Here is an 18,694-nt window from a genome sequence, read left to right on the forward strand (position 1 = left end):
TAAGGTGGAGATTATTGGCTCTTGACTTCATTTTTTCTTTTCCTGATAAACTCTATGTAATTAATTTGATTACATCGTGGGCATTTAATTTCACCCTTAAAGATGTCCGCTTTGCATAAGGTTTGCCCACATATATTGCATTTAATTCTATACATTTAACCCTGCCATTCTCATAAACATCTTTTCTATGTTCTGCATTGATTTCTCTGCATCTTCTTTTTTTACTGTTGCCCGTGAATGTTTCGATAACCATTCATTCCTGATTTTCCTTTGTTCATCATTAAAGTTCTTTAGTATCTCCTTGTCTGTTTCTGCTCTAATGGAAACTATTCTTCCAAGTGCCGTATCTGGTGAAATTCCTATTAGCAAGCTCACAAATTCACTCCACCGCATTGTTTTTAATTCTGCCAGCCTTATTCCATACTGAGATGCAAAAGAACTCACTATGAGGTCAAAATCATCTATCAGGTCATAGAATGTATCTACTCCCCCGACTGTTCATTCTCACTTCCGGACGCAAGATTAATTGCAGCCATTACTACAGTGTTATAGTCTTTGAAATTAAGATGTAAAGAATCTAATTTCTTTTTGCTTTCTTTTGTAAATATGATTTCACACATTTCAAGAACATCCTTAGCCGTTGGTTCATCTGTTGCAAGACCCATTACTTTCAATAAGTTTTCTGCACTTGCATCAACTTCGAGTTCTATATCTTTTACTTTTAATCTTGGGTTTTCTTCAAAATCTAATTTATCTGTAATATCAATAATCTTTGACATGTTATATTCCTCCTAATACTAAAATGGAGCAAGGCTTTTAACCCTGCTCCTTAATTCTAAATTGCCGGTGTTACAGTTGGCTTACCGTTACTCTGAACTTCAAATTCAAGTGGTCCTACTGCTGTACTGTCACCTGCTCCAAGTGCTGTTACGCTAAAAATTGCATTTTCCATTAGTACTACTGTGCCATCTGGGAATGTCCACTGAAAACATCCTTCTGCATCCCTACCATTTACAAATGCTTTTCCTGCTACGTAATCATTTCCTGTATCTCCGTTGTTTCTTTTTCCGGATACTGAGATTGTCAATGCTTTTGCTGTCATTAATCCTCTCTGCCATCCTTCTGCATCCATTGGTGTCCAGTTTTCAATACCATTGTCAAATGACACTGAAAAACTTTCCATATCAGCTATGTCATTTAAAGATGCCTTTGCAGCTCCCACCTTAAACGCATTTTTATATACCGGAAAAACTCCTGAATTTTCTGCTGACATATTATACTCCTTTCGAATAATAAAAATCTATTTCTATAACCCTTTCGTATACTCCTTTTTCATCTGTTCCTACATCTATAGGTTCTGAATTAAGTAACTTTATATAAGGGATATGAACATTGTTAATTGTTACATTTGTCTGGCTTCTTAAAACATTCCATAAAGCCATCGCTTTTTCTTCTGTTTCATCTGCATCATTTGACCAATGCAGAAGTATTGATACAGGTTTAATGTCATATGATGACTTTTCACCTATACACATTCTTGGCTGATCAGATGTTCTTCTCTGATATACTCCAACAGATTTATCCTGCTTGTTATCTAACTTTCCCATGTAATAATGTTCAGCTATATCAAACTGCTTCAACCAGTCTTTTATATCCTTTAAAGAAATCATCTATATACCTCCAAGTTTTTTGTACAATTGTTTATATGTTTTTCGTGCAAAATCCTTTTTTGAACCATTTTCAAGATAATCCTCTGCCCATCTGCCTTTTGCATTTGGATTTTCTGATTTTGTAAAATTAAACTCAGGATGATAGTACAATCTTCTTGCATATGGAGTATTAAAAGCAATTGTAATCTTTCCGCTTGCACTGTCAGAATAATCTACAAAAGTCTGTGTATTCTGTAAATTACCTGTATCAAATGGAATTACCTGAGACTGAACCATATCAGTATGTACTGCTTCCGCAGTCATTTCTAATGCCATTCTTTGTGCTTTTGTTAATTTTGCTATCCTACCCATATTCAATTTGATAGTTGAACTTACTTTCATATTACACCAACTCCAATAACGTATAATTTACACTTCCATCCGGATTTCTTGCTTTTGTTCCCTGATATATTGTTCTTTCCACTCCAAACACTGTTACTTTCCCACTACTTATAACAGCCTGCTCCGGGCATATATCTCCACAAAAATAAGCTTTTCCGCTTAAAGTTACTATCTTCTGTTCTGCGGTCATTTTTGTATATGCCATGTCCTGATAATTACACTTTAATTCATCATTAAGTGCAATTAAAGGAGCACCTGTTTCAGATACTCCTTCTTTATAAATAGTTACATTTATATCTGTCTTGCACATCGATTTTGGTACCAAATTAGGATATTTCATTACACACCTACCAATCTGCAGCACAACCCTGTCTGCTCTAATAAAGCATATAAATCTTTTCTAATTGCGACTCCATCCTCAATATATAAATTCCATGAACTACCAAAATTCATTGATACTCCATTAAGTGAATAACTTGATAATACAGTATTAATCATGTCTTCATTTTCATATTCAAATTCTGCCTGTCTGTATACAACCTCTTTTACCACATCTTTTTGAAATTCCGTAAGATTATCAAATCCTTTGGCAACAATTCTGTTAAATGTCAGTGCATCAATATGTCTGCTTGCCTGCCTCAACATCTTATCAACATCATCTTGTGGTATTAACTCTCTGGCAGTTTTCAAATATTCTTCCAAAGACACATAAGGGGTGTAAGCCATAGGCTCACCCCCTATTCTGCATTACTAGCTTTGATTTTTTTGATAATTCCTTCTTTTGATGTGGCATTACCTAAATCAATTCCATGTTCTATAGCATATGCTTTTAATTCATCCGCTTCCATTGCAGAGAATTTGTCACCTGAAATTTTATTAAGCTGAGCTTTCAACTCATCCCTTTCTTTAACCACCTTTTCATATTCTGCATATGAAACTGTAGTCTTAGGTGAGTGTTCTAAAATTTTACCTTCATCATCGTAAATATCATATCCTAATGTAAGATATTCATCTTTCTGCATTTCAGATATGTTATATACCTTATTATCCTTTACCGCTCTCATGGTATTGCCTCCTATTCTGCTGCTGCATGAATGATACATCCCTCTTTCATAAGTTCATCAATAGCAAATGTACCATTAAGTTTTCTGTTCTGATATAAATAGTTGTCCGCAGTTCTTGAATCTGTTCCAGGTTCAAATACTGTAATGAAACTATACTTGTTTCTTGATACCTGACATTCAGGATCAATTAACATGTAATCCATCTGAACCGCTGATACATCAGCTGTACATCCTGAAGTAAAGTTATATTTGGACTTAAATCTTGCAGATGGAACTTCCTTAATCATTCCAATATCATCGATAGAATGAACTCTTCTGTCGATTCCCTTTGCTCCGCTTACTTCAAGTGTTCTCTGAATACCCTCTGCATTCTTAAGCAACTTAAGGTAAGCTGGTGTACAATAAAGAATAACTCTGTCAAGTGGGACACCTGCATCTGTCATAGCTTCCAAGTTATCATCAAAATCTGAAAGAACATTTGCTGTTGTAAGAGCTGTTGTCTTAACCTTCGCACCTACTCTTTTAGCTTCTGAATAAAGCTTACTAAATGTATAGCAGTCTGCTTCAGGAATAGCCTGAGTTGTTTCAAATCTCTTCTGAATGTTTGCAATTGTTACTACTAAATTAGTTTCATCAACATCTACCGGGTCGATTACAAACTCAATATCTCTGTCGTGATCTAATGTCTTTGTTTCATACTCATTTGAATATGAACCTATGTTAAAACCTAAACTACCTCTTGTATGGTCCTTATATCCACTTACTGATAATTTAGGAATCTTTAAGTTTTTACCATTCACAATCTGAATGTCTGAATTTGAATTATATAAATCTACAGAAACCTGTGACTGACCATATAATTCGATTAAAATGTTGCTGAAAATATCAGCGTACTGTAATGCTGCCATGTATTACTACCTCCTATTTTTTCTTTATTCCAAAGATGCCTCTTAATAAGTCATCCTGGTTTTGCTGATTATTACTATTTGGAGCTCCAATCTGTGTAAATCCCTGATTATTATTTGCTCCACTATCTGCCGGTTTCAAGGCTGGTACATCTTCTAAAACCTTGTTTATTGCTGCTTTTACTTTTTCAGCATCAACTGTTCCATCTGTATTCATTACTTCCTTAAAATCAGCCATTTTTATTACATATGGAATAGATTTTGCATCAATTCCTAACTCCACAGCCTGTATTGTTGCTGAATTCTGAACCACAAGCTGCTGATTCTGACTTTTAGTCTGTGCAAGCTCTGTCTGCATTCCTGCAACATCAGGTGTATTCTTTGCTCTCTGCGCTTTGTAACTGTTAATTGCCTGTGTCACTTCATTTTCTGACATTCCCTGCTGCTGAAAGAACGACCTTAAAGCCGACTGCTCAGCTCTTGCAGTTCTGCTATTAACAATTCCGTCTAACTGTTCCTGGGTATATGTTGCACCCTGATTGTTATTTCCAGTATTTTGGTTACTGTTACCATTTCCGGCATTGTTCTGGTTATTATTACCGTTTCCGTCTCCATTACCTTCTCCTGAACCTTCTGCAAAAAACTGAATGTTCATAGGCAATAATGTTCTTCTTATCATATTCGTTTTCCTTTCCGTTTTAGCTCGTCAGCTTATTCCGAGAGTTTTAAGCCATCACGTTTTGGGCATATAAAAAGCACCTACTTGCTTGCAGATGCCTTTGGTTCATCTTTTTCAATTACTGCGCCTATTTTTAATAAATATTCCCTGCGCTCTTTTGTCTTTGCCTTTACCTCATCTCCGGCTTTCACTAAGACAAGGTTATTATCCTTGTCATAGAAATCAATTTTAGCTATTAACATGAACTACCTCCTATTCTTCATTTTATTGCATTAAAAAAACACCCTTTCGGATGTTGTTAATTACCTTTATTAAATTCCCGGAACTATTTCTTTGATTCCTTTTGCCATTTCGGCAGCTCTCTTCATTAGACTGTTTTGTTCTAAATACTCCAAACCTTTTAATGTAATTCGGATATTATCACAATTAACAATAATTTCTCCTATGGTATTTGTTCCAACTCTTGCACCTTTGATGTAACCTGCATCAGACATCATTTCAACATAACGTGACCAACGTTCTTTTGTTACTCCAAGTGATTTGTAATCAATTGCTGACATGTCAAATTCCGGAAGATCCATTGCTTTTTCCAATGTTGAAAGAATCTTGTATACCGCTTTGAAATTATCCATAATTTCTCCTTTTTATATAAAAATACCACCTAATCTTTCGACTGGGTGGTACTAAATAAATTCAACTTTTCTATTTAAGAAATTTTCATTTGATTCAATGGCTATACATTGTGGCATATCATAAATAGGAACTGGCTCAAATTCCTTCCCTTCAATACGAAACTTATTGTATCCCCTCTTTGGCATTTCATCCAATTTTAAAACTGCATATTTTCCTATTTGGAAATTGTCAATTACTTTACTCATCCTAAGCACCTCCTTTTACTTATACTTTTTTAACTGATTTTTATAGGATTCTAGTTGCTTTTGTGTTAATTCAACTTCTTTTCTTGGTATTTGATATTTACTAGCATTCTCCAACAAATATTGTTTAGCATCTATTTCATTGAGTATAGTACGTAATGGTTCTTTTTTGTCATTGTTTAATTTTACTTTATTTTGCTCAAAATGATATGTCTCCTCTAATACTTCACTAACGCATACATTCTCTCTAAATAACAGTATATCACCTATATTAGATGCTGCTGCCTCCATTTTATCAAGATGCTCTTCTACTTCCTTTGTTCCTCTTAGAATAATGGCTCCATTCTTTCGGGCTTGAATTGTTAGTTTATCAAAAGTTTTATCTGATATAAACTTAAATCCTTCCCTTGTATCATCCATTTTTCTAAATATTTCTTTTGATTTCATTATATCAGAACTATGCAATTTTTCAATATTTTTTACTCCCGCCCTTACCTTTGCATTTTGATATTCAGAATCATTTTTCAGGCTTTGTGCCTGCTCTTCCCATTGTTCCTTTCTAACAGCATATTGCTTCTTGTTTTCTTCATCCAATGAATAATTTGATAACCTATCAAACTTATCTATGTTTCTCTGTATTAAGTTGTCTCTATTCTCTTGTTTTTCTGCAATTACCGCCCGCTTCATTTCTTTCTTTGTTACCTTTTCAGGCTTTGCAGAGATGCCTGGAAAATATGTTGTATGTCCATCTTTGCAGTTTGGATGATATAAACCGCCTGCCATAGCCTGAGACATTAGCGGATATGGTCCATCACTTGCTTTTCCACCACTCCATACATCATCTATTAATATCTTTCCAGTCCATCTTCCACATTTAGGACAAGGTAAACCGCGTTTATTTACTATAACTGTTGTTATGCCCCATTCCTGACGTTTAGTGCCTTCGCCCTGACAATATGCTCTAGTATTTGCTGTTCTTAAAGCCATTCCAGCATACGAAGCAATATTCACTCTTGCACCATTCTTATACTCTATACAATTAATTCCACGGCTTAAAAAGTCTTTTGTGGCCATATCCACTGCCTTTTCATAAGTTCCAGCTCCCGTATTGTAGTATATCTGAGAATTAAATATTACTTTTCTGTACTGGTCATTTGCCATTCTGAGCATTGCAGTTTCTGCTTTTCTCATGCTGCTATTAACCTCATTTAGCAATGCATCTAACTTTCTATCGTTAATACGAAAAAAAGCACCTTCAATGGTGCTCCCTGCCTTATGTGTTAACTTTGCTCCCTTTTTTATTGCTTCAAGAATGGCTTTCTCCTGTTCGGTTTCTCCTGTTCTTCTATGTAGCAATATGGACTTTTCAATATTTCTGTTAATATCTGCAAATATCTTGGTGAACTTCTTTTGATTCTTTTGCTTGTATACATTAAGAGCCTTAAGCTGTTCTGCCTGCCATGAAGTCCAGTTCAATCCTTCTTTCATTTCTTCTGCTCTGTGATGTGACAAATTTCGCATCATGGAATTTATAAGTTCATTCTCAATTGCTCTGAAAGCCTCTTCAACGTCATAATCCTTTGGCATATCTTCTAATCAACTCCGTTAGCATATACTTTAAAACCAGCCTTTTTAAACTGTCTTTTTAAACTTTTTACCTGAGTAACTGAATTACATTTATCATTTCTCATTTCAATTACTTTGTCTTTCTCCAATGCATATATTCCTCTTGGAACTTGCTCACTTGCAAGTCTAAGAAGGTTCATTGCCTTGTTCTTGGACATTTGGTATACTTTTTTCCCTACTATTACCTTCATCAGTTAAATCTCCTTCCATATTCAAAGCCGGTTCCTGTTCGTCTGCTATTCCCTGCTCTGCCTTTAATCTTGCAACTTCTTCTTTTTTCCACTCTTCATCTTTTGTATCACCATACAGTTCCTCAACGGATGCTTCTACACTCATAATTCCCTGTGTCTTAGCTTTTCCAACTGTCTCTACCTGACTTTCAAATGACGGATTAGCATACTCACTAAAATCAATTGTGCATTTAACCTCTGTTAATGTTTTATTTTGACTTATATTGATAACATCAAATACTTTCTGAATAAATAAAGGTATCTGGTCCTGTAAGATGTCTACTATATTTCCTCTTGTATAAAGAGTAGTCTTTTCTTTTTCCCTCTGTGCTTCTGCATTGTCTAACTTCTTCACATCAATTCCCAACGTGCTAGGACTTATAATACCCTGCAGGCACAAATCCAGGGCAGTAATGTACGTTGCCAGATACGATTCGTGTGGAATTGCTGGCTGTGTCACTTCAATTTTATTTTGAGAATTTTCAGACATATCATCACCTTTTGCAATATAAGAATTGTCAAAGGCATTTGGTTTGATTATTGCTCCGTTTTCAGGATTTCTTGGAAGTAATGATTCAGGAATCCACTCCTTACTTCGCCCTTTTCTTAAAGCGTCCATCCATTGACTCCATGCTTCATCTAACGCATCAAAATCATCCGTCTTTTTATCAAAGATAGACTGACCTCTTCCCTCCCACTTTGCACTTTCTCCAAACTTTATTGGGTGTGCCATCATTACTGATTCATCAAATGCAACATCGGTTAATCCACTCAACATTGGAATTGTATTAACAGCAACACTTACCTCATCCATTTCTCTGTAAAGTTTGTAGGCAATATAACCATATCCATAATGTTCTTTTAAGTAGTAGCTTGTATCGTTGTATCTATATTCAGTAGTAAAAACTACTTCCTGTATTCGTCCTCTGTTATACACATAATCAACTTTATCTGCTCCATAAAACTCTATAATCGGATATTGGCTTATTTTTGTATCGAGTGATATTTTAAATGCACCATCACCTAATACAAGCATCTTAGACGTTGCCTTTTTAAGTATTTCTTTAAAGTTATTATCTTCTGCTATATCGTCCCATGTCCTTTTGTCTGTATCTTTTGCAAATGTAATTTGGCTAAAATCATTAATAATAATGTCAGTCAATCGGTCAACTATAATCCCTGGTAAGCCTGTATGTATTTTTCTTATCTCTCTTCCAACAGTTGAACGTGCAGCCCAAAACTTCACACCATCAGAACCACCTGGAATGTTTTGATAAAGCTGTGTCAGTTCGTAGCTATCACCACGATACCAAATAAGATTTTTTACACAGTTTCCATCATAATTAAGTAATTCCCTAATGTTAAACGTCTGTTTTGGAGCGTCCTGTATTCTTAAAAAATGTCTTATTCCATCTCTCATTTTATCTAATAACCTCATTCTTTATTTACTCCTATTTTCTTTCTGTATGGAATCCAATTGTACTGAACTGAGTTAACCATATGATCATTGCCGTCTTCCGGTTCCTGGTCCTTTTCCTCTTTCCATGAATACTTATCTAATTCCTTTTGATATTCCTTACAGGTTTCAACAATTGAAAAACTTGACTGAATGTCTTTATCATCATTAAAGTTCATCCAACCAAGTTGTAATATAATTCTATCTATAATTTTCACACCCTTATATGCTTCATTGAACACATATAAGCATTGTGCGTGTTCTCGTTTAAACTTTTTTAATTCAGTTATGGTTGCCTGGTCAGCAGAATCAATAAACGTCTGCTTTGCAAGTCCCCATTCTGCTCTGTTTCTTTCAAGAAAATCATAATAGTTTTTAGCAGTATCTGACGGAGCTAATGGAACTCCTATTTCAGCATTGTTATACACTCTTTCATCCAAAAGTATATATCTGCCTCTATTTGTTATTCCTGCAAAACTCATGGCTATTGTATCAGGACTTTTAGTTGAATACGCTGTATCTAATCCACTTGTATATATTTCAAACCATTCTGTCTGCTTTTTATCTGCTCTGTTTCTGATAAATGCTTTTGCTTTATCAACTGTAATAACATGATGCTTTCTGTCAAATATGCTGAATACAAGACCTGTAGCCTTTCCTCTAAGACCTAATATTTTGTTTTTATACATTTTGGTTCCAACCGGAACCGCATCTATTTTGTCCTGAATATCCTGCTCTGTTAAACTAGCATTATCATAAAAAGTAAAATACCAATGAACCCAGCCAACTTTTTCAGGTTCATTTAACTCTGCCAGCAATTCTTCCGGATAATCTTTAATATATTTTTTTAAAGGTCTGCTATGATTAATAAATTCTTTATATACCGGCAAATCAGGGCTGTCAGGATTTGATGTAGTCATCATATACTTACATCTATGTGAGATTTCTCTTAAAAACTCCATATCTGCCGTATTAACTTCATCAATGTAAACACAGCCCTGTTGTGAACCTAATACCTTTTTCCAACGTGCCTTATTATCATAACCACACACGTAAATTATCTTTTCACCATTTGGTGTTTGGTACTTAATATGAGATAAACCAATTTTGCCCTGACCTTTAGGATAATATTCAGCTAAACCATCGAACTGATCTAAAAGGCCTCGTTCATTGTTAATTACGTTCTTCTCAACAGTCCCAAGGTCTGCTCCTGCAATAACATGATACTTAATATCGCTCTTTGCCACCATAAGCATAAACTTAAATATACCTACAGTAGTTTTTCCTGCTGCAGTAGTACCTTCAAGATAATCTCGCTTAGTTTCTGTTAATATAAATTCTTTAAATTTAGGTGATAGTATTAACAAATCTACTCACCCTCTCTTACAGGTGTCATTTGAGCTAAAATACTAGCAATGTTATCCAACTTCTCTGCTTTCTTTTCCTCTGCTTCGTTATTTACGTCTATCTTATCAGCATATAAACAATATCTCTTACCAAGAAGCTCAGCTGCTTTATTTGCATCTGAAACTCTTGTAGGTATTTCAACTATTTGGGGTATTTCTTCCTTAACTGTTTGCTTTCTCATTGTCCCTTTTTCATCTGGAACATATGTAGATGTTTCTCTGCTCAAAGTAACTACAACATTTTCTTTATGTTCCCTTCTCATTACTGATGTGAGATACTCCAATACTTCCTGTGCGTCTGCTGTTTTTTCATTGTGCAATTCAGCTAACTGCTTTTCTATATATTCTTTAATCTCCGGCTTATTCATAAGCCTGGAAGCAGCTGCAGCCGCAACATTATCATTTTTGACATTTTGATATGCCTTTTTGTATGCCATTGTTTTGTTAAAATCTGGATCCGACAAAAGTTCATCACAAAATTTCTGTTCCTTAATTGTCACTGCAACCACTCCTTTCTGATTTATTCAAATTGTGTAAACTTATTACGCTTTTTACTTATGCATTAAAAAAGCACCCTGATTAAGGATGCTCTTTCATTCTTCGATGACTCTATAAATACTTAATTTCGGAGGAGGAACTTTAGTTCCCTTTGGGTATTTATCATATTATAACAATATCATATGTTCAATGTGAACTTCTATGAACACTTTAAAAATTTTTCAATTTCTAATAATGCTCTTCCATGTAATTTCAAAATCCATCTGTAACTGTAATCTAATTCACATGCTATCACTTCCCATGTCTTAGACTGGCAATACCTTTTATATAATATTTCCCTATGGTCTGTATTTTTTAACTTTGAAATCGTTGTCATAATCTCTGCTCTAATCTCAACTAACTTACGAACCTCTGTATTCCACTCTTCTATTCTTTCCTCGATTGTGCAAATTGTATCTGCCATCTTGTCCTGCGATGTAGAAGATATAACCCTTTCGCCCTGACTTATTGCACTTGTACTTGTTACCAGTTCCTGCAATGTCTGTATTTCTTCTTGAAGTCTCTTTATTCTATGTTCTGCTCTGCTTACCTGGAGCAAATACTCTTTAGCTTTGTTTGTTTCTGCCACGTTATCCATCCTTTCTGTTTTTGAATATAAAAAAACCAACCACCGAATATTGGTAGTTGGTCCTATACCTTTAGTTCACTGTTCTTTTTGACATAAAATCTTCTCTTCCCATAGCGATATAAATTTTGTTGTTTTTTTTACGCAATTGAAATTTTTCTTGTTGAGTATATGTAGGTTCTTCATAGGTATTTGTATATTCATAGTTTAAATTAATTTCATTTTTCTTACTTTTTCCAAATCCCCTGTAATCGATAATAAATTTAAATGTTATTTTCTCCCCTGACGCTAAACCAAAAGGAGCCATACAATTTTTTTCATTTATTTTCATTTCAATATTTACAGCATTTCCTTGTCCCATATTTTCTAGAACATAATCTATCATACAAATATGCTCCATATATTCACTTGCTTTATCTAACAACTCATTATTTCCATCACTTGCCTTACTATATACATCAATCATATCAATTAATGTGTTAGTCATAGATTTGGATATTTTTATTTCAAATTCATTATTAATTTCTATAAAGAATGTTTTTCCCTGAATCTCTGAAAAAATCTTTGGATTGAGCACTAAATCTCTATCTGAACTCAGCATCGGATTAATTTGCCTTATATAATTTTGTTTGTTCTGATAAGTATTATAATCCAAAGTTATATAAACACCATAAACTGCTACTATTGAGCCCAAAACACTTCCATAAAATTGAAGCATTTCTTTTGCTCCCCATAATGTTACATATCCAGTATTCCTTTTATATGACTCGTTTATAAAAATAGGAATTAAAGTAGCTACAACAATCATCGCTATAAAAACAAGGATTTTTCTCCATGTGAAATAATTTTTTATAACAACCACTCTCCTTATTCTATATTTACAACAAATTATATCAAACCAACTACCTCTATTCAATTATCAATGTTCGACCTTTATCGACTAATCATCATCCCATTTTCTTGCGTCACGTTCCCTGCGTCTGTCGTCTCTGGAACTCATACCGCAAAACGAGTACATTATAGCTGCCACAATTACTGTAACAGCTACGATTATTAATTTAATCATTCATTCCACCGCCTTTTACGATTTCTATTGCATCCTTTAAACCTGAATCATAAAATATTTCTTGAATTGTGCCTCCAAATCCTTTATTATTTTGTTTTTTACCTAATTGCTCCACAACCTTATCCACGTCATAGGCTGTCTGCTGATTTTCAATCGCTTTTATGCAATCTTGAATTACTGCACTTACTTTTATGCTTTCAATATCTTGCACATCAATAGGGCTTTGCTGTAACATAAAATCATTTAAATGTAAAATCACTTCATCTGCATCTATTAATCTCATTCTGTTCACTCTCCTTTTTCCTGAAAAATTCATAAAAAGATTTTGGCTCAATAATTAACCTCTTTTCCTTTCCACATTTTGTACATATGAATTCTGCTTCCTCGCCCGCCCAAATTGAATGTAATGCATAAACATGGGGTCTGCATAAGCATTTAATTCTTGTTTTGTTTGCTCTATAATCTTTTATCTCGTTTTTGATATTAATTACTATCTGCTCAATTATACAAAGCACAGCAACTATTCCAATGCCTGTAAATAATCCAATTAATAGCCTAAGAATGTTCATTCCTAACACCTCACTTTGCAATCTAAATTTTTATTTAAAGTTCTAACACGCATCCTATTGGGATATATATAGTTGTTATTTTCAACTCTATAAGGTATTCCTAAAATAGAACTCAACTCTTCAAGTTCCTCTGTATAATCAATGTTTCGATAGTCTCTAACAATAACAAACTCGTGATACTGTCTTTCCATTACTTTTCTCTCTCGATATGACATATCATAGCCCCATACTTCATACAGCATTTCCTTACGCTTATTTTCTTTTTTACGTCGCCTTTTGTTCATCTACTGCTCCTCCTCGTATGGTTCTGGTAGTGGTTGCCATGCAATCACATCGAATACACTTTCATAGCCATTTGACCAACCATGATGATAATATGACACTCCTATCATTCCATCTTCATTAGTGGTTAAATATGCTTTTGCTTTTGGTTCAAAAGTTTCAGGCAATCTCTCACTGCATTGAATCCAGCCATTATTTTCAAGGTTAAAATCTTCTTTGCATTCTTCATAACCTTCCTGATGAGCTTTGTATAGTTCTTCTTCCAATAACTCTTTTGCTGCGTACAATCTCCACTCATCTCCATCTTCATACAAATCCATTGGTACTTCTTCTGGAACATTAAATTGAATTAAATACTCTCCAAAATAGTAAGATTCTTCCATTGCTTCAAATGCTTCTCTAACTGTAATCTTTCCACGCTTTTTAGTTAGTTTAAAATATTGCGTATTTCTAGAATCTAATTCTTTTGTAATTTTGACCTTTGCCATTCTTAATCCTCACTTTCTATTTCTCTCACTCCTTAACATTTTTTAACATTTCACATAAAAAAACTACCAACCAAATAATGGCTGATAGTTTTCTTAATTACTTATTCTGTTCAATAAACTCGTTCATCATTCTTGTAAGCTGGCTTGCTTTACTTACTCCCAGCTTATCACAGGTTTCTGCAAATGCGTCAGCTACGTCTTTTTTTAACTTGTATGTCTTTGCAACATACCCTGCTTTCGCATTCCATTTCTGTGATGCGATTGTCTGACTATTTGGCTCTCCCTTAGGCATCTTATTGTTCTCCTTTACCTATTTTCTTCAATGAATTGTTGCATTAACTTTGTCAATTCAGGACCCTGAGACAAATGCAGTTCCTTGCACACCTTTTTAAATTCTTCTGCAACAGCTGTATTGACTTTGTATGTCTTTGCTGACACTCCTGCTTTCATATCCCATTTGTCCTGTGCTCTAATCTTCTTTTCGTCCATTTATAATCCTCCATAATTGCGGTATCGTCTCAATTAGCATATATAACGATGCACATATTACAAATACGCATCCTACTATAGACCATTCCGTTGTTAAAGCTAATATGATGGTAAACATCAAAAATGCTGTAGAAAAGTTAAACTTCTTCATTTTATTTTCTTTCCCAATGTGCTAATATACTTGTAAGAGATTGGGAGATTTCTCTCCCTTTCTCCTATGTAAGAGCCTTTATGAGTTCGGCGATTGATGTAATCAATGCTGCTATTGCTATTAACGACTTGATTACCAAATCCCATATCTTAAGGCTCTTTTTGTCTTTTCTCTTGCCCATTGGTTTTACCTCCTTCATTTGATATATTTATTGTATCATACGTGTACGTATATGTCAATACTTTTACCAAACAAATCAAGTTTTTTTTGAAATTTATCAGCCAATATTTAGTTTTCAATGTACATTTTACTTCTTAACATTTCTTAACATCTATTCATTCTGTCTTATGAATGTATCAATACCACATTCTTCTTTTAAAATTGCTATCTGATCATCCCAGCAGCTCCAATCAGGATTCATAATACATTCTGTTTTATTGTTGAATATTTCTCTAAACTCTAACAGTCTTTTTTTACCAAATCCAAATCCATCCCTTAAAGATACCATTGCCAGGATTCCCACACTGTCTACTGTCTGATTTTTCATTCCATCACACCATTCTTCAACATCTTTTTCTTTGATAGCAACTGGAAGTTTTGTAATGTTTCTTAATCGTAATTCCTTTTCCAGTCCATCAATTCCTCTTTCTTTAGCAATCTTAAAGGCATAAGCCATTCCTTCACGCCTTGCCTGCTCTTCTTTATTCATCCTTGCCATTTAAGTCTCCCTTCACTATCAAACACATCATTTATATCCATCTGCCCTTCAAGTTCATTCTTTTCCTGCATTGGCGGTAATTCGTAGTTTTCCGGTACTTCTACTGTAATCTCTATAGCTTCAAATGAATCTGAATTAGTCGGATGCCAATGTTTTCTGGTCATCTGCCATGCATATACTTCCATTTTTAATATTTTCTTTGGAATGTTCTTTAATATAACATCGTGGTATACATGGTCATTTTCAAATCTGTTTATCTTTTCTGCTATAAACTCAACTTTATAATCCTGATGTGCTTCATGTTCGCGCAGTTTCGCATCTCTCCATGCTCCATCTCCTATGTAGTATTTCGCTTTAAGTCTGCCGTTTGACCTAACCTCAACTTCTATTTCAGCAATGCAGAAATTTAATTCCACCAATTCTTTTATTGTCACTATTGTTCACCTCCTCAAATAAATGCTAACTGTTCTTTTGATGCATCTATTCTCATATTTGGCATTCGCTTTCCAACACACAATTCTGGCAAATTGGCTTTTACAATTGCTTGTGCAAATGGTGGTGGAACTGCATTACCGCATCTTTTTACTTGTTCTGTACGGCTATATGTCTTTCCCTCAAAATCGTGGTCAATAATGTAATCATCCGGGAATCCTTGACATCCATATAACTCTTTAGGCTCCAGCATTCTCAATCCAATATCCACAATTTGATATTCAACACCTTCAATGGTTACTAGTCCGAATCTGTCTTTTGATGTAATTGTGTCCAATGGCTCTTTTATGTCTTGTCCTGTTCCTTCACCATAATACTTAATCAGAAACGCTCTTACTTCTCCAAAATGCCCAGCTGATGTTGTAATTGTGTGTAGAGGTTCTCTTATATCTTGACCTGTACCTGATTTATAAAACTTACTCAAAAAGGAAGTTACAAGACCATATCTATTGCTTCCGTCAACTGTCATCAATGGCTCTTTTATCATCTGCCCTCTCACATCATCTTTACTCGTCTCTGAATGATACTGAATTAATGCTGGAGCACATAAATAATGTTTTCCACTTGATACTATTGTTGGAAGGGGTTCTCTTATGTCATGTATTCTTGGTGCTTGTCCTTGTCTTTCGCCGTATCCTATAGGTACTATGAACGGTTCCTGATTATCAATTACAAATTTCTTTATTCCTCTTGCTATTCTCTGCATTGTTTTATCGGCAAGCGGTCTTACAGCTCTGATGCCATACTTTTCCTTTATCTCTGCCGATGTATCAAAAATGCTTGGGCAAGGAATACTAAAGTCAAGTTTTGTATATGCTCCAACATAAGGTTTTACAAGTCCAGCCTTAACCTCTTCACTGTTCAAAGGTCCATGTGTATGTTTTGGCCATTTAATTGGCTTTCCATCACATCTTGCTATCATAAAGAATCTTTTCCTTTTTGTAGGTGCTCCATAGTCAGCAGCTACAAGTTCATTAAATTCAACATCATATCCTAACTCTTTGAACTGTTTTACGAATTTCTTAAATGTAACACCTTGTTTATTTTTAATTGGTCTATGGCTTCGGTTAAGTGGTCCCCATGTCTTAAATTCTTCAACATTTTCTAGGATGATAACTCTAGGCCTAACTAATCCTGCCCATCTTAATGCAACCCAAGCAAGACCTCTTATCGCTTTATCCTTAGGTTTTCCACCTTTTGCCTTACTGAAATGTTTGCAATCAGGACTAAACCATGCTAATCCAACCGGATGTCCCTTACATGCTTGTATTGGGTCAACGTCCCATACCGATTCACAATAATGTTTTGTGCTTGGATGATTTGCTTTATGCATCCTTATTGCTTCCGGATCATGATTAATTGCTATATCAACACTATATCCGGTAGCCATTTCTATTCCTGTAGATGCTCCGCCACCTCCTGCAAAGTTATCCACAATCAATTCACCTTTTATCATTTTTCTCCAGGAACTGATATATCATTACTCTGGCCAGAGTTCCGCTCCTTTCGATTTTTTATATATCAAACTGATAGTTATAACCATCTAGTGCATATGTTTTTTTTACTCTGTTATGGCAATTGATTAAATGCCAATAGTTTACAGGTTCATTAATTTCTTTCTTCATCAAACTCTTCCAATCTCTTCTGTAACATTTCTCTTTCAGCCTTAATCGCTCTCACTCTTTTTGTATCGTCACTATCCATTACTTCAGCACTAATCAGAAACATTTCCCTGCCATCTAACTGTCTGATTCTGTATTCAATCTGTTCTTTTGTCATTTTGTTTATATCCATATCTATCTCCTCATTAACAATTTACGTTCAAGTGATTCCATATCATCTTTGCTATAATTTCGTTCAGTAAAGTTTGCTTTGCTCTGCTCCGGCTTCTTTTTGTCTGACTTATAAAAATTCATCCAGCCTTTTGATGTTGCTTCTTTAACAATCTCTACAAGTTCATCATCACTACAGCCTTTATCTTTAAAAGTATTAAGCTGCTCAATGAGATTAACAATCTTGCTTCCCGGTACTGGAGCAGACCTTTCTCTCATGGCGAGATATGCTGCAAATGCATCATTCACTTTTTCTGAATCGAAATATGTATTTACTTTACTTTTGTTTACTTTACTTTTGTTTACTTTACTTTCCTTTACTTTACTTGTTGAATTTCTGCATACATTTTTTTCATTTCTGCATACATTTTTTTCAATTATGTTTACATTTCCCTTAAAATTGGCAACACTAACTAAAAGGTACTCGTCTATAACTTCAATTTCTGTTCTTCTTTTAACAACATCAAAATACTGTCTTTGTATTCTCTCCGATGTTAAAATGGCATATTCATTGAACATACTCTCGTTAAAAATACCTATCTTAATAGCATAATTCACTACCTGGTTTATTAAATTTAAATCCACACCGCTGTTCCCACCGAACCATTGCGACAAAAACAGAAGTGGGCTTCTTTCTATCCATTCACAGTAATACCCCTTATCTGAATATATCTTCTGCCAGAGTTTGACTATTACAGCAAATCCTTTTATGCCATAAGCTGCTTCAATTTCAGCCATATTATCGTTAGTGTGGCAATCTAATAGGAAACTCTCTATTCCTACTTTTGCCATGTCATTTAATCGTCTCCTTGTCTTCCTGCTTCATACTCTCTGTATATCTGCATCCAATCATCAAATGTCATTGTGACAAGAATTTCAGCATTATTCTTCTTATGAAAAACTGCTGGCAATTCGTTTTTGTTTGCATCTGATTTTGCTTGAGCCATCCAGTCATACAGTTTCATCTTTTCACAATGTTTTGCTTCAATATGTATTCCCGGAAGTCCGACAACATCCGCATCTCCATTTGCTCCACAATACTGTTGCCCTCGTCTTGCTTTATATCCGTAATCTCTGATGTGTCCTGCAAGTTGTCTTTCAAAACGTGCTCCTTTTTGTTTTGAATTAACCACCTTGTCTCCTTTCTGCCTGCCACCTTATGTAGCAGGCTAATTACATAAACATAGTTAAT

34 protein-coding genes are annotated in these 18,694 nt (G+C 34.7%); all 34 read right to left on the bottom strand.

The annotated features are described in order from the left end of the window. Positions 1-11: 11 nt before the first annotated feature. The 34 genes from CCC31_RS05490 to CCC31_RS05655 all read right to left on the bottom strand — a co-directional run bounded on the left by CCC31_RS05490 (position 12) and on the right by CCC31_RS05655 (position 18,635). Entirely contained in the window at positions 12-155 is a 144-nt protein-coding gene (locus tag CCC31_RS05490; protein ID WP_290850128.1) for a Com family DNA-binding transcriptional regulator, read from the bottom strand. Then, the gene (locus CCC31_RS05495; protein ID WP_290851707.1) at positions 148-468 is read right to left on the bottom strand and encodes a Gp15 family bacteriophage protein; all 321 of its coding nucleotides are present in this window, start codon (positions 466-468) and stop codon (positions 148-150) included. The genes CCC31_RS05490 and CCC31_RS05495 overlap by 8 nt, the downstream gene beginning before the upstream one ends. 14 nt (positions 469-482) lie before the next feature. Beyond that, entirely contained in the window at positions 483-779 is a 297-nt protein-coding gene (locus CCC31_RS05500) for a hypothetical protein (RefSeq protein ID WP_290850131.1), read from the bottom strand. Between the two features lie 56 nt (positions 780-835). After that, positions 836-1,273, bottom strand: a complete 438-nt coding sequence (locus CCC31_RS05505; RefSeq protein ID WP_290850133.1) for a hypothetical protein — start codon at positions 1,271-1,273, stop codon at positions 836-838. A gap of 1 nt (position 1,274) precedes the next feature. Continuing rightward, complete coding sequence (locus CCC31_RS05510) at positions 1,275-1,670, bottom strand: minor capsid protein (protein ID WP_290850135.1); 396 nt, start codon at positions 1,668-1,670, stop codon at positions 1,275-1,277. Further along, positions 1,671-2,051, bottom strand: coding sequence for a minor capsid protein (locus CCC31_RS05515; protein WP_290850137.1), 381 nt, complete (start codon positions 2,049-2,051; stop codon positions 1,671-1,673). A 1-nt stretch (position 2,052) separates the two neighbouring features. Further along, a complete protein-coding gene (locus CCC31_RS05520) occupies positions 2,053-2,391 on the bottom strand; it encodes a hypothetical protein (protein WP_290850139.1) in 339 nt (112 codons plus the stop codon). Continuing rightward, positions 2,391-2,777, bottom strand: a complete 387-nt coding sequence (locus CCC31_RS05525; protein WP_290850141.1) for a hypothetical protein — start codon at positions 2,775-2,777, stop codon at positions 2,391-2,393. The genes CCC31_RS05520 and CCC31_RS05525 overlap by 1 nt, the downstream gene beginning before the upstream one ends. A gap of 11 nt (positions 2,778-2,788) precedes the next feature. Continuing rightward, the gene (locus CCC31_RS05530) at positions 2,789-3,115 is read right to left on the bottom strand and encodes a hypothetical protein (RefSeq protein ID WP_290850143.1); all 327 of its coding nucleotides are present in this window, start codon (positions 3,113-3,115) and stop codon (positions 2,789-2,791) included. An 11-nt stretch (positions 3,116-3,126) separates the two neighbouring features. After that, positions 3,127-4,023: a capsid protein gene (locus CCC31_RS05535; protein ID WP_290850145.1), complete on the bottom strand. Its 897-nt coding sequence runs from the start codon at positions 4,021-4,023 to the stop codon at positions 3,127-3,129. Between the two features lie 13 nt (positions 4,024-4,036). Then, complete coding sequence (locus CCC31_RS05540) at positions 4,037-4,699, bottom strand: hypothetical protein (protein WP_290850147.1); 663 nt, start codon at positions 4,697-4,699, stop codon at positions 4,037-4,039. Positions 4,700-4,779: 80 nt separating this feature from the next. Next, the gene (locus tag CCC31_RS05545) at positions 4,780-4,941 is read right to left on the bottom strand and encodes a hypothetical protein (protein ID WP_290850149.1); all 162 of its coding nucleotides are present in this window, start codon (positions 4,939-4,941) and stop codon (positions 4,780-4,782) included. A gap of 69 nt (positions 4,942-5,010) precedes the next feature. Beyond that, on the bottom strand, positions 5,011-5,331 hold the full coding sequence (locus CCC31_RS05550; RefSeq protein ID WP_290850151.1) for a YjcQ family protein: 321 nt from the start codon (positions 5,329-5,331) through the stop codon (positions 5,011-5,013). A gap of 51 nt (positions 5,332-5,382) precedes the next feature. Beyond that, the gene (locus tag CCC31_RS05555; RefSeq protein ID WP_290850153.1) at positions 5,383-5,577 is read right to left on the bottom strand and encodes a hypothetical protein; all 195 of its coding nucleotides are present in this window, start codon (positions 5,575-5,577) and stop codon (positions 5,383-5,385) included. Positions 5,578-5,592: 15 nt separating this feature from the next. Next, the gene (locus CCC31_RS05560) at positions 5,593-7,161 is read right to left on the bottom strand and encodes a phage minor capsid protein (RefSeq protein WP_290850155.1); all 1,569 of its coding nucleotides are present in this window, start codon (positions 7,159-7,161) and stop codon (positions 5,593-5,595) included. A gap of 5 nt (positions 7,162-7,166) precedes the next feature. Then, on the bottom strand, positions 7,167-7,358 hold the full coding sequence (locus CCC31_RS05565; protein ID WP_290850157.1) for a hypothetical protein: 192 nt from the start codon (positions 7,356-7,358) through the stop codon (positions 7,167-7,169). Continuing rightward, entirely contained in the window at positions 7,327-8,868 is a 1,542-nt protein-coding gene (locus tag CCC31_RS05570; protein WP_290850159.1) for a capsid protein, read from the bottom strand. The genes CCC31_RS05565 and CCC31_RS05570 overlap by 32 nt, the downstream gene beginning before the upstream one ends. Then, positions 8,865-10,253 carry a terminase gene (locus CCC31_RS05575; RefSeq protein ID WP_290850161.1) on the bottom strand — a complete coding sequence of 463 codons (1,389 nt, stop codon included), beginning with the start codon at positions 10,251-10,253 and terminating at the stop codon, positions 8,865-8,867. Before CCC31_RS05575 ends, CCC31_RS05570 begins: the two co-directional genes overlap by 4 nt. Before the next feature lie 2 nt (positions 10,254-10,255). Further along, the gene (locus CCC31_RS05580) at positions 10,256-10,792 is read right to left on the bottom strand and encodes a terminase small subunit (RefSeq protein WP_290850163.1); all 537 of its coding nucleotides are present in this window, start codon (positions 10,790-10,792) and stop codon (positions 10,256-10,258) included. A gap of 197 nt (positions 10,793-10,989) precedes the next feature. Next, on the bottom strand, positions 10,990-11,418 hold the full coding sequence (locus CCC31_RS05585; protein WP_290850165.1) for a hypothetical protein: 429 nt from the start codon (positions 11,416-11,418) through the stop codon (positions 10,990-10,992). Between the two features lie 70 nt (positions 11,419-11,488). Next, positions 11,489-12,277, bottom strand: coding sequence for a hypothetical protein (locus CCC31_RS05590; RefSeq protein WP_290850167.1), 789 nt, complete (start codon positions 12,275-12,277; stop codon positions 11,489-11,491). Positions 12,278-12,355: 78 nt separating this feature from the next. Continuing rightward, entirely contained in the window at positions 12,356-12,481 is a 126-nt protein-coding gene (locus CCC31_RS05595; RefSeq protein ID WP_290850169.1) for a hypothetical protein, read from the bottom strand. After that, complete coding sequence (locus CCC31_RS05600) at positions 12,474-12,764, bottom strand: hypothetical protein (RefSeq protein ID WP_290850171.1); 291 nt, start codon at positions 12,762-12,764, stop codon at positions 12,474-12,476. Before CCC31_RS05600 ends, CCC31_RS05595 begins: the two co-directional genes overlap by 8 nt. A gap of 288 nt (positions 12,765-13,052) precedes the next feature. Continuing rightward, entirely contained in the window at positions 13,053-13,334 is a 282-nt protein-coding gene (locus CCC31_RS05605) for a hypothetical protein (RefSeq protein ID WP_290850173.1), read from the bottom strand. After that, the gene (locus CCC31_RS05610; protein ID WP_290850175.1) at positions 13,335-13,820 is read right to left on the bottom strand and encodes a DUF551 domain-containing protein; all 486 of its coding nucleotides are present in this window, start codon (positions 13,818-13,820) and stop codon (positions 13,335-13,337) included. Between the two features lie 97 nt (positions 13,821-13,917). Beyond that, entirely contained in the window at positions 13,918-14,112 is a 195-nt protein-coding gene (locus CCC31_RS05615) for a chemotaxis protein (protein ID WP_290850178.1), read from the bottom strand. A gap of 14 nt (positions 14,113-14,126) precedes the next feature. Continuing rightward, complete coding sequence (locus tag CCC31_RS05620) at positions 14,127-14,309, bottom strand: hypothetical protein (RefSeq protein ID WP_147585438.1); 183 nt, start codon at positions 14,307-14,309, stop codon at positions 14,127-14,129. Continuing rightward, positions 14,290-14,460: a hypothetical protein gene (locus CCC31_RS05625; RefSeq protein ID WP_290850181.1), complete on the bottom strand. Its 171-nt coding sequence runs from the start codon at positions 14,458-14,460 to the stop codon at positions 14,290-14,292. The genes CCC31_RS05620 and CCC31_RS05625 overlap by 20 nt, the downstream gene beginning before the upstream one ends. 331 nt (positions 14,461-14,791) lie before the next feature. Next, positions 14,792-15,178: a hypothetical protein gene (locus CCC31_RS05630; RefSeq protein ID WP_290850183.1), complete on the bottom strand. Its 387-nt coding sequence runs from the start codon at positions 15,176-15,178 to the stop codon at positions 14,792-14,794. Beyond that, a complete protein-coding gene (locus CCC31_RS05635; protein ID WP_290850185.1) occupies positions 15,166-15,612 on the bottom strand; it encodes a hypothetical protein in 447 nt (148 codons plus the stop codon). The genes CCC31_RS05630 and CCC31_RS05635 overlap by 13 nt, the downstream gene beginning before the upstream one ends. A 14-nt stretch (positions 15,613-15,626) precedes the next feature. Beyond that, positions 15,627-17,126 (bottom strand): DNA cytosine methyltransferase, encoded by a 1,500-nt coding sequence (locus tag CCC31_RS05640; RefSeq protein ID WP_290850187.1) that lies wholly within the window; start codon positions 17,124-17,126, stop codon positions 15,627-15,629. A 152-nt stretch (positions 17,127-17,278) separates the two neighbouring features. Then, on the bottom strand, positions 17,279-17,464 hold the full coding sequence (locus CCC31_RS05645) for a hypothetical protein (RefSeq protein ID WP_290850189.1): 186 nt from the start codon (positions 17,462-17,464) through the stop codon (positions 17,279-17,281). A gap of 2 nt (positions 17,465-17,466) precedes the next feature. Then, positions 17,467-18,294 (bottom strand): DUF4373 domain-containing protein, encoded by an 828-nt coding sequence (locus CCC31_RS05650; RefSeq protein ID WP_290850191.1) that lies wholly within the window; start codon positions 18,292-18,294, stop codon positions 17,467-17,469. 5 nt (positions 18,295-18,299) lie between these two features. Next, on the bottom strand, positions 18,300-18,635 hold the full coding sequence (locus CCC31_RS05655) for a hypothetical protein (RefSeq protein ID WP_022088656.1): 336 nt from the start codon (positions 18,633-18,635) through the stop codon (positions 18,300-18,302). Between the last annotated feature and the right edge of the window lie 59 nt (positions 18,636-18,694).

It is taken from the genome of Eubacterium sp. LMAG:50 (assembly GCF_008680265.1).
Taxonomy (GTDB): domain Bacteria; phylum Bacillota; class Clostridia; order Lachnospirales; family Lachnospiraceae; genus Eubacterium_U; species Eubacterium_U album.

What these genes read in the sequence shown, in the direction of transcription:
- CCC31_RS05540 (WP_290850147.1), bottom strand. Translation starts at nt 4,699, where the DNA reads ATGATAAGAAGAACATTATTGCCTATGAACATTCAGTTTTTTGCAGAA.
- CCC31_RS05535 (WP_290850145.1), bottom strand. Translation starts at nt 4,023, where the DNA reads ATGGCAGCATTACAGTACGCTGATATTTTCAGCAACATTTTAATCGAA.
- CCC31_RS05570 (WP_290850159.1), bottom strand. Translation starts at nt 8,868, where the DNA reads ATGAGGTTATTAGATAAAATGAGAGATGGAATAAGACATTTTTTAAGA.
- CCC31_RS05600 (WP_290850171.1), bottom strand. Translation starts at nt 12,764, where the DNA reads ATGAGATTAATAGATGCAGATGAAGTGATTTTACATTTAAATGATTTT.
- CCC31_RS05490 (WP_290850128.1), bottom strand. Translation starts at nt 155, where the DNA reads ATGTATAGAATTAAATGCAATATATGTGGGCAAACCTTATGCAAAGCG.
- CCC31_RS05560 (WP_290850155.1), bottom strand. Translation starts at nt 7,161, where the DNA reads ATGCCAAAGGATTATGACGTTGAAGAGGCTTTCAGAGCAATTGAGAAT.
- CCC31_RS05550 (WP_290850151.1), bottom strand. Translation starts at nt 5,331, where the DNA reads ATGGATAATTTCAAAGCGGTATACAAGATTCTTTCAACATTGGAAAAA.
- CCC31_RS05650 (WP_290850191.1), bottom strand. Translation starts at nt 18,294, where the DNA reads ATGGCAAAAGTAGGAATAGAGAGTTTCCTATTAGATTGCCACACTAAC.
- CCC31_RS05605 (WP_290850173.1), bottom strand. Translation starts at nt 13,334, where the DNA reads ATGAACAAAAGGCGACGTAAAAAAGAAAATAAGCGTAAGGAAATGCTG.
- CCC31_RS05610 (WP_290850175.1), bottom strand. Translation starts at nt 13,820, where the DNA reads ATGGCAAAGGTCAAAATTACAAAAGAATTAGATTCTAGAAATACGCAA.
- CCC31_RS05500 (WP_290850131.1), bottom strand. Translation starts at nt 779, where the DNA reads ATGTCAAAGATTATTGATATTACAGATAAATTAGATTTTGAAGAAAAC.
- CCC31_RS05615 (WP_290850178.1), bottom strand. Translation starts at nt 14,112, where the DNA reads ATGCCTAAGGGAGAGCCAAATAGTCAGACAATCGCATCACAGAAATGG.
- CCC31_RS05630 (WP_290850183.1), bottom strand. Translation starts at nt 15,178, where the DNA reads ATGGCAAGGATGAATAAAGAAGAGCAGGCAAGGCGTGAAGGAATGGCT.
- CCC31_RS05595 (WP_290850169.1), bottom strand. Translation starts at nt 12,481, where the DNA reads ATGATTAAATTAATAATCGTAGCTGTTACAGTAATTGTGGCAGCTATA.
- CCC31_RS05530 (WP_290850143.1), bottom strand. Translation starts at nt 3,115, where the DNA reads ATGAGAGCGGTAAAGGATAATAAGGTATATAACATATCTGAAATGCAG.
- CCC31_RS05510 (WP_290850135.1), bottom strand. Translation starts at nt 1,670, where the DNA reads ATGATTTCTTTAAAGGATATAAAAGACTGGTTGAAGCAGTTTGATATA.
- CCC31_RS05565 (WP_290850157.1), bottom strand. Translation starts at nt 7,358, where the DNA reads ATGTCCAAGAACAAGGCAATGAACCTTCTTAGACTTGCAAGTGAGCAA.
- CCC31_RS05640 (WP_290850187.1), bottom strand. Translation starts at nt 17,126, where the DNA reads ATGATAAAAGGTGAATTGATTGTGGATAACTTTGCAGGAGGTGGCGGA.
- CCC31_RS05645 (WP_290850189.1), bottom strand. Translation starts at nt 17,464, where the DNA reads ATGGATATAAACAAAATGACAAAAGAACAGATTGAATACAGAATCAGA.
- CCC31_RS05505 (WP_290850133.1), bottom strand. Translation starts at nt 1,273, where the DNA reads ATGTCAGCAGAAAATTCAGGAGTTTTTCCGGTATATAAAAATGCGTTT.
- CCC31_RS05520 (WP_290850139.1), bottom strand. Translation starts at nt 2,391, where the DNA reads ATGAAATATCCTAATTTGGTACCAAAATCGATGTGCAAGACAGATATA.
- CCC31_RS05620 (WP_147585438.1), bottom strand. Translation starts at nt 14,309, where the DNA reads ATGGACGAAAAGAAGATTAGAGCACAGGACAAATGGGATATGAAAGCA.
- CCC31_RS05545 (WP_290850149.1), bottom strand. Translation starts at nt 4,941, where the DNA reads ATGTTAATAGCTAAAATTGATTTCTATGACAAGGATAATAACCTTGTC.
- CCC31_RS05555 (WP_290850153.1), bottom strand. Translation starts at nt 5,577, where the DNA reads ATGAGTAAAGTAATTGACAATTTCCAAATAGGAAAATATGCAGTTTTA.
- CCC31_RS05625 (WP_290850181.1), bottom strand. Translation starts at nt 14,460, where the DNA reads ATGAAGAAGTTTAACTTTTCTACAGCATTTTTGATGTTTACCATCATA.
- CCC31_RS05525 (WP_290850141.1), bottom strand. Translation starts at nt 2,777, where the DNA reads ATGGCTTACACCCCTTATGTGTCTTTGGAAGAATATTTGAAAACTGCC.
- CCC31_RS05515 (WP_290850137.1), bottom strand. Translation starts at nt 2,051, where the DNA reads ATGAAAGTAAGTTCAACTATCAAATTGAATATGGGTAGGATAGCAAAA.